Here is a 12,264-nt window from a genome sequence, read left to right as displayed (position 1 = left end):
TATTTTTCCCATCCCGGGACACTCACTATGCATTTATCTGAACTCAAGGCGCTTCACGTCTCGGCCCTGCTCGAAATGGCCATCGGACTGGAAATCGACAATGCCGCACGGCTGCGCAAGCAGGAACTGATGTTCGCGATCCTGAAAAAGCGCGCCAAGGCCGGCGAACAGATTTTCGGCGACGGCGTGCTCGAAGTCCTGCCCGACGGCTTCGGTTTTTTGCGCTCGCCCGACGCGAGCTACATGGCATCGACCGACGACATCTATATCTCGCCTTCGCAAATCCGCCGCTTCAATCTGCATACCGGCGATTCGATCGAAGGCGAAGTCCGCACCCCGAAAGACGGCGAGCGCTACTTTGCATTAGTGAAGGTGGACAAGGTCAACGGCGAACCGCCGGAGGCTTCCAAGCACCGCATCCTGTTCGAAAACCTGACGCCGCTGCATCCGAACAAGCTGCTGCACCTCGAGCGCGAAATGCGCGGCGAGGAAAACATCACCGGCCGCATCATCGACATGATTGCGCCGATCGGCCGTGGCCAGCGCGGCCTCTTGGTGGCGTCGCCGAAGTCCGGCAAATCGGTGATGCTGCAGCATATCGCGCATGCGATCACCACCAACCATCCGGACACCACGCTGATCGTGCTGCTGATCGACGAGCGTCCGGAAGAAGTGACCGAAATGCAGCGCTCGGTGCGCGGCGAAGTAGTCGCCTCGACCTTCGACGAACCGGCCACCCGTCACGTGCAGGTTGCGGAAATGGTGCTGGAAAAGGCCAAGCGCCTGGTCGAGATGAAGCGCGACGTCGTGATCCTGCTCGACTCGATCACCCGTCTGGCGCGCGCCTACAACACCGTGATTCCGGCGTCCGGCAAGGTGCTGACCGGCGGTGTCGACGCCAACGCGCTGCAACGCCCGAAGCGCTTCTTCGGAGCGGCGCGCAACGTTGAAGAAGGCGGCTCGCTCACCATCATCGCCACCGCCCTGATCGAAACCGGCAGCCGCATGGACGACGTGATCTACGAGGAATTCAAGGGCACCGGCAACATGGAAGTACACTTGGAACGCCGACTGGCCGAAAAGCGCGTCTATCCTTCGATCAACCTGAACAAGTCCGGCACCCGTCGCGAAGAACTGCTGATCAAGCCGGACCAGCTGCAGAAGATCTGGATCCTGCGCAAGCTGTTGTACGGCATGGATGAAATCGAAGCGATGGAATTCATCCTCGACAAGATGAAGTCGACCAAGAACAACGCCGAGTTCTTTGAAATGATGCGGCGTGGCGGAGCCTGATAAATAGCTTCGTGATCACAAAAGGCGCATGCACTGCATGCGCCTTTTTTATTCCTGCTGAAACAAGAAAAGCGGCTTCTTGCACAAAGCACATGCACCTCGCGCAAACCCCTGATTCCATTGTATAATCCCCGGTTTTCACCCCCAGGCAAGTGACCGGCAATCGGGTCAAGAAGCAGCAGGACCGACGAAGTGCCGATTGGCTACCAAACTATCGAGAGGAAAACCATGAAAGAAGGCATTCACCCGGATTACCGCGAAGTCGTGTTCCAAGACATGTCCAACGACTTCAAATTCATCACCCGCTCCACGATCCAGACCAAAGAAACCATCAATTTCGAAGGCAAGGATTACCCGCTGGTGAAGCTGGAAGTGACCGCGGAATCGCACCCGTTCTATACCGGCAAGCACAAGATCGTCGACACCGCTGGCCGTGTGGAAAAATTCCGCCAGAAGTTCGGCACCCGCGGTTCCAAGACGCAAGCTGCAGGCTAATCCCGTTGCTTCGTACGCAAGAAGGCAGCCCCGGCTGCCTTTTTTGTTTTATGCATAGCACAGTGCTTTTGCGGCACAATATCGCCCACGCCAATAACAACAAAGCCGCCCCGTCCCCGACATGAAGCCCGTCCGCCTCCCCGCTTCCGCCACGAATGCGCTTCCCCGCTGGGTCTTGATCACGCTGTGCATGCTGTACATCCTGCCCGGCGTGCTGCGGCGCGACCCATGGAAAAGCGACGACGCGGCCGGCTTCGGGATCATGTGGACCATGGCGCACGGCGGGCTTAGCGACTGGCTATGGCCGCACGTCGTCGGCCTGCCGATGGCCGACAAGGGCCCGCTTGCATTCTGGATCGGCGCCCTGTGCATCAAGCTGTTCGGCGCAGTGCTGGACGATGCGTTGGCAGCCCGCATCGCGACCATCGCCTTCTTCCTGCTCGGCTGTTTTTCAGTCTGGTACACCACCTACTTGCTTGGACGCCGTCCGGAGGCGCAACCGCTGAAACTGGCATTCGGCGGCCAGCCCGAGGCCAAGGACTACGGCCGCATGCTGGCCGACGGCGCGCTGCTGATCTATCTCGGCTGCCTCGGCCTGCTGTTGCCCAGCCATAGCACCAGTGCGGAAGCATTGCAGGTGTCGCTGGTAGCATCCAGCATGTATGCGGCGGCACGTCTGCTCGAATCGCGCTCAATGCGGGCCGCAGCCGTACTGGGTACCGCGCTGGGCCTGCTGGTCCTAACCCGCGGCTGGGTCGTGCCGCTGGCCATATGGATTGCGCTGCTGGCGCTGGCGGCAATGCGCGAGCGCGTGCTGGTGGCACGTCTGACCATGGTGACGCTGCCGGTGGCGGTCGCCGTTGCCAGCACCTGGCTTGTGGCCAGCAGCATCGCGCGTCCGTTCGACAGTTCGCCCTATGACGCCTGGATGCTGTGGAACCTCAGTCAGGTGGGCATGCCGTCCTGGGAGTCGCTGAAATTCTTGCTAAAGAACGGCATCGTGTTCGCGTGGCCGGCCTGGCCATTTGCCGGCTGGGCGGTATATGCATGGCGCAGGCAGTCTTCCGCGCCGCACGTCACGATTCCGCTCGCGTTTTTCGTCGCCGTTGCGCTGCTGGCGATGATCAATCCGCATTCCGAGGAGGGTGTGCTGCTGCCCCTGCTGCCGCCGCTGGCGATTCTCGCCGCGTTCGGGCTGCCCACCATGAAGCGCGGTGCGATCAACGCCGTCGACTGGTTCGCCGTGATGACGCTGACCGCGTCCGCCGCCTTCATCTGGATTGGCTGGATTGCCAAGCAAACCGGCTGGCCGGCGCAAATCGCAAAAAATGCCTTCAAGCTGGCGCCCGGCTTCAAGCCGGAATTCAACCTGATCGCGTTCCTGATTGCGGCCGGCGCGACAATCGGCTGGTTCGTGCTGGTGCACTGGCGCATTTCGCGCCATCCGTCGGTGCTGTGGCGCGCAGTGGTGCTGTCGTCCGGCGGCGTGATCCTGTGCTGGTCGCTGCTGATGACGTTGTGGCTGCCGTGGATTAATTACGGCAAGAGCTATGCTGGCGTGGCCCGGGAAATCGCGAGGAAACTGCCGTCCCGCAGCTGCGTCGACTCCGACGTCGGCGCCGCGCAACGGGCCTCGTTCGCGTATTTCGGCCATGTCCCGTTTGCCCGCTTCGACGATGCGCACTGCGACTTCCTGCTGCTGCAGGACCGCAATCGCGGACATGAAAACGCCAACCTGATACGGCGCTCCGGCTTCCAGTGGACCCTGTTGTGGGAGGGCCGCCGCCCGTCCGACCGCGACGAGCGCTTCCGCCTTTATCAACGCGTCAATTGACTCCGACTCAAACTCCGCCCCGCTTCACCCTCCGTATTGCGGCGCTGGCCTGGCCGATCCTGATTGGCCAGCTCGCCGTCATCGCCAACGGCGTGATCGACACGGCGATGACTTCACGCTTTTCGGCCACCGACCTGGCGACGCTCGCGCTGGGTGCGTCGATCTACATCAGCATCTTTGTGGGACTCAACGGCGTGCTGGCCGCGATGTCGCCCGTGATCGGCCAGCTGTTCGGCGCACAACGCTTCCAGGACATCGGCGCCGAGATCAAGCAGGGAATCTGGCTCGCCCTGTTCCTGACGATTGCCGGCTGTATTGCACTGGCATTCCCGCAGCCACTGCTGGCGTTAGCGCATGCCTCGCCGGAACTGAACGAAAAATCTATGCTGTACCTGCGCATCCTGGCGCTGGCGTTGCCCGCCACCCTGGGGTTTCGCATTTACGCGTCGCTCAATACCGCCATCGGCCAGCCGAAAATGGTGATGGCGCTGCAGGTCGGCGCGCTCGCACTGAAGGTGCCGCTCAACGCCCTGTTTATCTTCGGCGGCTTCGGCATTCCGGCCCTGGGCGGCCCCGGCTGCGCAGTCGCCACGGCGGTTATCGCCTGGACCCTGTTCCTGGTCGGCGGCCTGCTCCTGCGCACTCACTCCAGCTACCGGGCATACGGGATTTTCGGCACCGGCCTGGCAGCGCCGAAATGGGCGGCACAGCGCGAACTGCTCAAGCTCGGCATCCCGATGGGCCTGTCCTACCTGATCGAAGTCACAGCCTTCACCTTCATGGCGCTGTTCATTGCGCGCCTGGGCGCCACGGTCGTGGCCGGCCATCAGATCACCGCCAATTTCGGAACCGTGCTGTACATGCTGCCGCTGTCGATTGCCAATGCGACCGGCATCCTGGTCGCGCAGGCCGTCGGCGCGCGCGAATTCGACATGGCGCGCCGCATCGGTTTCGCCGGCATCCGGCTGGCCGCCATCCTGTCGGTGAGCATCGGCGGCATCGTCTGGCTCGCGCGCGAAGCGATCATTCGCGCCTACACGCCGGATGCGTCGGTCGCTGCAACGGCGCTACCGCTGTTCGTATTCATCGCGTTCTACCAGCTATTCGATTCGGTGCAGGTCACCACAGCCTTCGTACTGCGCGCCTACAAGGTGGCAGTCGTTCCGACGCTGATGTATGCGTTTGCGTTGTGGGGCGTGGGACTGGGCGGCGGCTATGTGCTCGGGCTCGACCCGTTCGGTTTCAGTCCACCGATCTTCCAGGGCGCGGCGGGTTTTTGGATGGGCAACAGCACCAGCCTGGCCCTGGTCGCCGCCGGCTTGCTGTGGTACTTGCATCTGGTCCAGCGCAACGCCGGGCACGAACGATAATTCCGCACCGCCCCAACAAGCCGCCTTCACCACACTTTCCTTCGCAGCCTATCCAGGCACATCGAAAATGCCTAATCTGTCGAGGATGTGAGCATTTTCTCGCCAGTGACTGCCCCATTTCGGAAAGCAAACCGTAGCATGGCGACTGCCGGATTACACCATGTAAGGGCGTGTAAAAGTTTCCACAAATACTCATTCCTTTTCTATATTGGTCAAAAAGGAAGTCGTGTAATGAAATCTCTGTTTAAAGCGCTATTAATGCTTGCCGGCACATCCATCGTCCTTGGAGGATGTTCAGTGTATGGCCCGCCACCGGCTTATAGTCAAGGGCCGTACTACCAACAGATGGCCCCGGTCTATGCGCAACCTGGCTATGGCTACTACAGTCAGCCGGCCCCGGTCTATGTCGAACCCGCACCAGTGTATGTCGCGCCTCCCGTATCGTTTGGCTTTAATTTCGGCTGGTGGGGCGGCCACCACCACCATCGCCACTGACACTTAGAAAAAAAGCCTGCACAGCTTTCACTGTGCAGGCAACAAGCAGAGGCGCCGGAGCCAGGGAAATGGCAACCGGCAATCTCACGATAGAGCGCGGTTAAATAGGTCGATTGACCTAAAACAAAAATGTCTTGAAGAGAGCTGGAAAGTCAAAAGATGACTTGCGCTAAGAAATAAAAACGCCCGCTCGGGGCGGGCGAGTTTCAGGCTTGATCGACGGTCAATGTTTACGGGCGGCGTCTTTGACATTGCCGGCGACCTTTTGGGTCTTTCCTTCGGCTTGCTTTTCAACGCCTTTCATTTGCTGCTCTTGGCTGCCCGTCATTTCACCGGCCTTCTGTTGCACTTTTCCAGCAGCATCTTTCACTGCGCCTTTGACTTGGTCCTTATTCATGGACAGCTCCTTTCCAAAATTAATCCATGTTTCAAATTAGGCCAGGATGCCGCGCGATAGTTCATTGCACGAAAAAAAACCCGCTAGCCTTGCGGTAGCGGGTGAAATCCAATCTTGGAGAGAGTTGGAGGAGACAGTCGCTATATTACTCACATATGAGCAATTTGTCTGCTTCACTAAATAGATAACACATATTCTCCAAGGAAATATGTTGTGCCTCGCTAGAACTAAGAACCGATTAATGGCCCGGCAGAAATGAAAAACCCTCCGCAAGCGGAGGGTTAGGGAGGCACCTGTTAATTGGGCGTCAACAGATCAACGTATCGCGCTAAATCTAGACTTTCATCGGCAGAATCACCAAATAAGCTGCAAAGTCTCCCCAAGTAAAGGCTGCAGTATTTTCAGCATTAAATATGGCCCCATCCATTGCCCTATTTCAGGAAATAAACCTTGATAGGATTGCCTTCTTAAATCGGCCTACACAAAATCGTTAAAACTCCTTTTGGAGTGTGAGCGAGGCCGATACCCCATTCTTTGCGCCCCAACCATTAACATTTGAAGACGAAGAATCAATCGGAGTTTGGTGGAACGCAACTAAACGAGGAGTAAGATTCCAGCTTTTCGCTGGGGAACACCTCATTTCCAAGCCAACCTCAAATACGGAAGACGCGGAAAAATTTACGTTAGAAACGTCGCCGATGTTCGGTACGTCAGGGAGTGTAAATCCATGCGATCTAATTCTGGTCAAATATAAAAACGGTACGACGTGAATTTTGGGCGTCAATTTGGACATCAAATATGCGCCCAGCCCGACTTCATTCGGGGCAAGCCCTTGCCGTTTTGTGTAGCGCGGGGCGACCGCAATGCTTAGATCGTCGTTAAAAGAATGTAGATAGTCTAGTTCGACTGCAATGTAGCCAGAATTACCACTGTGATGCAAAACTGAGCCATTGATCTGCATCTCGTCAGATCCATTAGCACTTCGGAAGGCGCGGTATTTCAAGCTAATTAATGCATCCCCCCATTGCTCTTTCTTATTAGAGAATTTGTCGGGGACAGGAGTGCTTAGGTCGACATCGTAACGATTTCGTACATACGGAACAAAGAGCCGCGCTTCAAATCCGCTGCCAAGCCCAATATTGCCACCGATTGCTGCTGAGGTTAGATGGTCCCGCTCCTCTCCAATCAAGCCCTGCCCGGATGTGCTGATTATTGAATTTCTGTTTACCGTACCAGCTATGACGGCATCAACGGCGAACTGTCCAGCATCACGAACAGTGAATCTGGAAATAATGTCATCAGCGTGTGCCGCAACTGAAATTGTTGCAGCAGTGACTGCCATGCAGAGAGAACTACGGCGCATATATTTTTAAAAATTTATGTGAAAAGAAAATAGTTGAGATTTTCCATATGACAAGATTCCTGCCGGCGCGATTACATCGCATTTCCCGCAATAGATCTATGCCATATCTATGGGGGGGTAGACAAAAAACCTGCTGAGCTTTCACTGCGCGGGCGGCGCTGGATCAGTAAAAGTTGTCCTGCGGTTTCCCATTCCTTTCCTATACTGATAAGGAAAGGATGTTGTCTCATGAACTCCGCATTCAAGGCAGCGATTGCGCCGCTTGCCATGTCAATGTTGCTTGGAGGCTGCGCCGTGTATGAGCCGGCCTACAGCGATTATCCTTACTCCCAGGCAGCTCCGGTATATGTTGAGCAGGGCTACGGGTACTACTACCCGCCAGCGCCCGTATATGTTCAGCCGCCGCCAGTGTACGTCGGGCCTCCGGTCAGATTCAGCTTCAATTTTGGATATTGGAGTGGCGGAGGAGGACACGGAGGCCATCACTGGGGTGGTGGACACCCTTGGGGCGGCGGCAACCACTGGGGAGGCGGGAATCGGTTCGGCGGTGGGCGCGGATGGGGTGGAGTTCCCCACCATCGGTAATATCAGGGAGCGATGAGTATTTTTGCCGGAGGTTCTATGTCACGCCCTATTGCTTCAATGATTCTAGGTATTTTGGTTTCCGGGTGCGCAATCACTCAACCTTATGCTCCGGACGCTGCCAATCAAACCGTTGCCGATCAGGGCGTTGCTTATCCGACGCCTGGCGCGCATATTGGCGTTGGAATGGGTCACTCGGGCGGCCGCACAGTTGGAGGAGTAGGATTTGGCGTAGGGTTTTGAGCCCAATCTTGCGACAGAACCAAGGCGAAAAAAAGCCCGCTCCGAGCGGGCTTGACTAAAAGTGTTCCAGCGATTGGCTAAGCGGCTAATTACTTGTTTCCTTCGTATATCCGATAGCTTTGCCGGTAATTGCTTCGATTGCTTTTTCCACCATGGTCTTCGCAATTTTCCCTTTCGCTGACTGTGTCAACATATAGCTCGGGAATTTAGATGCAATGTACTCGCGCTTGAACCATGCCTTGAACTCGTCATAGGCGGCATCTGGATATGCCCAAGCCTATTAGACTTTCATCGGCAGAATCACCATCTGCAAGCTCTCGAAATGCAATCGGCGCTGGATGGCGAGCGCCGCCTGGTTGTGCAGCATGCGCGTGAACCAGTTGTCGTCCTCGAAGATCAGCTTGCTGGTGAAGAAAATCGAATTCGGATATTCCTCGCTGATCTTTTCGCACAGTTTGGTCACCTCGACGACGACGTCGGTGCCGAAGCCGAGATATGCCGCAGACGCCATGCCGTGGCTGTGACAAAAGTCGACGAAGAACTTGAGGGTGGCGTTAGCCTCGGCGCGCATCTGCTCGACCGCCCCCTCGCCACCATAGGCGTGGGAATCGACGGTGCGCGCATTGACGAAAATGAAGTTCTTGAAGTGGCCGGGGAACATGCGCTGCACCCACAGCAATGCATGCAGACCGCCGCCGCGCGACGAACCGACGATGAATACCGCCGTCTGGTTTTCCGGATTGGGCTCGACCGGGCCGACATGCGAGCCGAACGGCTGGTTGGCGAAGACCTGGTCGACCGCACCGATCTTTTCCTTCGTTTCGCGGTAATGCGAGCGGATATACAGGCACAGGCCAATGACGATGGTGGTAATCAGCACCGTCATCCAACCGCCCTCGAAGAATTTCTCGACGACGGTGACGGCCAAGATGCTGCATGTGACCACCAGGCCAAGCGCCGACAGCAGCAGGCGGCTGCGCCACGGCAAGCCATCGTTGCGATGCTTGATCCAGTACAGGCACAGGCCTGCGAGAGACAGGCTGAACGTCAGGAATACGTTAATACTGTAGAGAACGACCAGCAGGTCGACCTTGCCGCCGGTCCAGAACAATACGGCAAGTGCGGCCACTCCCATCACCAGGATACCGTTCTGCGTCACGAGACGGGTCGACAGGTAGCGGAATTTATGCGGCACCCAGGAATCGGCTGCCATGTTCGACAGTACCGCCGGACCGCCCAGAAAACCCGCATTGGCGGCCACCAGCAGCAGCCCCGCCTCGAACGCCAGCACGGCCGTCAATGCAAAACCGAGGCTGGCCCCGGAAAATCCCATATTTGCCAGAATCGAGTTGAACACCACGGCATTGAGCGTGCGGCCTTCGACCGGCACGGCATTCCACAGCAGGTACAGAAGGATGATGCCGGCTGCGGTAAACGCGAGGCTGAACGCCATGTACAGCATGGTGAGCTTGCCGGTGCGCACGCGCGGCTCGGCCAGCGAATTGACGTTATTCGATACCGCCTCGATACCGGTATAGGTACCGCCGCCCAGCGAATACGCTTTCAGCAGCAATGCAATCGTAAACACCCAGGAAGTTTCGCTCGCGAGCTTCCTGGTTTCGTCGATCGTGTCGGGGATCAGTTCTGGCAGGCCCGACGCATGTGCGACCAGCCCGTAGACGATAAGGATCGCATGGCTGACGACAAAGCCGAGGAAAATCGGCAACAGTATCTTGATCGATTCCTTGGCGCCGCGCAGGTTGATGAGCAACAGAAACAGCACAAATGCAACCTCCACCATCAACTTGTACGCCTGGGCTCCCAGCGGCAGCAAGCTGAACAGCGCATCGACGCAACTGGCAACCGAAATCGAAATGGTCAGTACGTAGTCGACGATCAGGGCCGCACCCGATACCAGGCCGGCATACGGCCCGATCAGCGTGGTCGCGATCCGGTAGCCACCGCCGCCGGTCGGGAACAGTTCGATGACCTGGTTATACGCCAGTGAAATGATGAACACCGTGATCGCCGTTGCCAGGGCCAGGTAGACACCGAAATGGCCGTGCGTGCCGAGCGCCTTGAACGCCTCTTCCGGGCCGTACGCGGACGAAGACAGCCCGTCCGCCCCCAGACCGACCCAAGCCAGGAATGCGACCAGTGCCAGCGAATGGCGTGTCTCGCTCTTCAGCGGATCAAGCGCTTTGCCGAGGACAATTTCACGGATCTTGGCTGGCTTCATTCTTGTGTTACGCGTGTGCGCCTGAAATAGCTAAAGTAGGCGATGATACGCCTTTCAATTCCGCTGTGACAATGCAATCTGCGGAAGGCATGTTGCCCGATCGTCGCAAATCAGCGATAATGCCGCCTTGTGTGCCGCCGAGATGGCGGAATAGGTAGACGCACGGGACTCAAAATCCCGCGCTGGAAACAGCGTGCCGGTTCGATTCCGGCTCTCGGCACCAAAAGAATGTTTTAAGCAGCCCAAGATAGTCCAGAAAACCCTCGTTTCTCCTATGAAGAGCGCGGGTTTTTTGCTTTTGGAAATATCGGGATGTTCATTGAAGCCCAGCATACCGGCCCACAATACTGGATATTTCTTCCCGTCCAGATTGGGAACGAATTGGCCACGCATCTAGCCATTCGTCCCATTGCCCCTCTATCTAGATAATGCCGGAAGACGCGAGCGTGCCGATGCGTTCGCTGGACAAGCCGAGCAGCTGCTGCAAGACCTCGTGCGTGTGCTGTCCCAGGAGCGGCGGCGCATTACGGTATTCGACTGGCGTAGCCGATAACCTGAGCGGATTTGCCACCGTGGGCGTGGTGCCTGCCAGTGGATGCGGCAGTTCCATGCGCAGGCCGCGTGCCTTAACCTGCGGATCGTCGTACACAGCCTTCAGGTCATTGATCGGCCCGCACGGCACGTTCGCCGCCTCCAGCGCCGCGATCCACTCTTGCGTAGTCTTGAATACCGTGACCTGCCGCATCAGTGGGACCAGCACATCGCGGTGCTTGACCCGCCCGGCATTGGTTGCGAAGCGCTCGTCGGCCGCCCATTCGGAATGGCCGAGTACGCCGCACAAGGACGCGAACTGCCTGTCATTGCCGACGGCAAGAATCATGTCTCCATCAGCGGTCGGAAAATCCTGGTAGGGAACAATGTTTGGATGCGCATTGCCCATGCGCGTGGGTGCTGTGCCGGTAGTCAGGAAGTTCATGTTCTGGTTGGCCAGGCACGCGATCTGCACGTCCAGAAGCGCCAGGTCAATGTACTGCCCTTCCCCGGTACGCTCGCGGTGCGCCAGCGCCGCCAGCACACCCACGGTCGCATACAGCCCGGTCAGGATGTCGGTCAGCGCGACGCCGACTTTCTGCGGCCCGGCGCCCGGTTCTCCGGCGCGCGCGCCGGTGATGCTCATCAGCCCGCCGAGCCCCTGGATCAGGAAGTCGTAGCCGGGGCGGTTGGCGTAGGGTCCGATCTGGCCGAAACCGGTGATCGAGCAGTACACCAGGCGCGAGTTTTCCGCGCGCAGGCTTTCATAGTCGAGGCCGTACTGCGCAAGGCCGCCAACCTTGAAGTTCTCCAGCACGACATCGGCTTTTCTGGCGAGCGCGCGGATCAATTCCTGCCCTTGCGCGCTGCCGATATCGACTGTCACCGACTTCTTGTTGCGGTTGGCGCACAGGTAGTACGCCGCTTCGCTCGTGTTCCTGCCTTCGCCATCCTGCAGAAAGGGCGGGCCCCAGGCACGGGTATCGTCGCCCGTGTCCGGACGTTCGATCTTGATGACCTCCGCGCCCAAGTCAGCCAGCAACTGCCCGGCCCAGGGTCCAGCCAGCACCCGCGACAGGTCCAGCACACGAATATGAGAGAGTGCACCGCTCATGCCCGGCTCCTTCTCACTGTCCAGCCTGAAACGCCTGGATACCGGTCTGTGCGCGGCCCAGGATCAGTGCATGGATGTCATGCGTGCCTTCATAGGTGTTCACGACTTCGAGATTGACCATGTGGCGGATCACGCCGAATTCATCCGAGATGCCGTTCCCGCCCAGCATGTCGCGCGCCATGCGCGCCACGTCCAGCGCCTTGCCGCACGAGTTGCGCTTCATGATCGACGTGATTTCCACCGTCGCCGTGCCTTCATCCTTCATGCGGCCCAAGCGCAGGCAGCCCTGAAGACCCAGCGTGATTTCA

At 58.1% G+C, this 12,264-nt stretch carries 10 protein-coding genes and 1 tRNA gene; 6 read left to right on the top strand and 5 right to left on the bottom strand.

Annotated features, from left to right (window positions below):
- The first annotated feature begins 27 nt into the window (after positions 1-27).
- The 5 genes from rho to TSA66_RS26775 all read left to right on the top strand — a co-directional run bounded on the left by rho (position 28) and on the right by TSA66_RS26775 (position 5,487).
- A complete protein-coding gene (rho, locus tag TSA66_RS05535) occupies positions 28-1,293 on the top strand; it encodes a transcription termination factor Rho (protein ID WP_040039313.1) in 1,266 nt (421 codons plus the stop codon).
- Positions 1,294-1,521: 228 nt separating this feature from the next.
- On the top strand, positions 1,522-1,788 hold the full coding sequence (locus TSA66_RS05530; RefSeq protein WP_040039312.1) for a type B 50S ribosomal protein L31: 267 nt from the start codon (positions 1,522-1,524) through the stop codon (positions 1,786-1,788).
- A 121-nt stretch (positions 1,789-1,909) separates the two neighbouring features.
- Entirely contained in the window at positions 1,910-3,622 is a 1,713-nt protein-coding gene (locus tag TSA66_RS05525) for an ArnT family glycosyltransferase (protein WP_040039311.1), read from the top strand.
- Positions 3,619-4,992 (top strand): MATE family efflux transporter, encoded by a 1,374-nt coding sequence (locus TSA66_RS05520; RefSeq protein WP_040039310.1) that lies wholly within the window; start codon positions 3,619-3,621, stop codon positions 4,990-4,992. The genes TSA66_RS05525 and TSA66_RS05520 overlap by 4 nt, the downstream gene beginning before the upstream one ends.
- Positions 4,993-5,223: 231 nt before the next feature.
- A complete protein-coding gene (locus tag TSA66_RS26775) occupies positions 5,224-5,487 on the top strand; it encodes a hypothetical protein (protein WP_157691613.1) in 264 nt (87 codons plus the stop codon).
- A gap of 223 nt (positions 5,488-5,710) precedes the next feature.
- On the opposite strand, the gene TSA66_RS05515 is transcribed toward TSA66_RS26775, so the two are convergent.
- The 3 genes from TSA66_RS05515 to TSA66_RS05505 all read right to left on the bottom strand — a co-directional run bounded on the left by TSA66_RS05515 (position 5,711) and on the right by TSA66_RS05505 (position 10,311).
- Positions 5,711-5,884 (bottom strand): CsbD family protein, encoded by a 174-nt coding sequence (locus tag TSA66_RS05515; RefSeq protein ID WP_040039309.1) that lies wholly within the window; start codon positions 5,882-5,884, stop codon positions 5,711-5,713.
- Positions 5,885-6,374: 490 nt separating this feature from the next.
- A complete protein-coding gene (locus TSA66_RS26770; RefSeq protein WP_157691612.1) occupies positions 6,375-7,226 on the bottom strand; it encodes a hypothetical protein in 852 nt (283 codons plus the stop codon).
- A gap of 1,126 nt (positions 7,227-8,352) precedes the next feature.
- On the bottom strand, positions 8,353-10,311 hold the full coding sequence (locus TSA66_RS05505; RefSeq protein WP_040039307.1) for an APC family permease: 1,959 nt from the start codon (positions 10,309-10,311) through the stop codon (positions 8,353-8,355).
- Positions 10,312-10,447: 136 nt separating this feature from the next.
- On the opposite strand from TSA66_RS05505, the gene TSA66_RS05500 reads away from it, so the two are divergent.
- Positions 10,448-10,534 (top strand) — tRNA-Leu (locus tag TSA66_RS05500).
- A gap of 198 nt (positions 10,535-10,732) precedes the next feature.
- On the opposite strand, the gene TSA66_RS05495 is transcribed toward TSA66_RS05500, so the two are convergent.
- Together TSA66_RS05495 and TSA66_RS05490 are read right to left on the bottom strand one after the other, a co-directional pair.
- Positions 10,733-11,956 (bottom strand): CaiB/BaiF CoA transferase family protein, encoded by a 1,224-nt coding sequence (locus tag TSA66_RS05495; RefSeq protein ID WP_040039306.1) that lies wholly within the window; start codon positions 11,954-11,956, stop codon positions 10,733-10,735.
- 13 nt (positions 11,957-11,969) lie between these two features.
- On the bottom strand, positions 11,970-12,264 hold a 295-nt coding region (locus TSA66_RS05490; RefSeq protein ID WP_269748365.1), incomplete at its 5' end, for an acyl-CoA dehydrogenase family protein.

The organism is Noviherbaspirillum autotrophicum, from assembly GCF_000818395.1.
In the GTDB taxonomy this organism is placed as follows: domain Bacteria; phylum Pseudomonadota; class Gammaproteobacteria; order Burkholderiales; family Burkholderiaceae_D; genus Noviherbaspirillum; species Noviherbaspirillum autotrophicum.
This window is presented reverse-complemented; position numbering and strand designations above follow the sequence as displayed.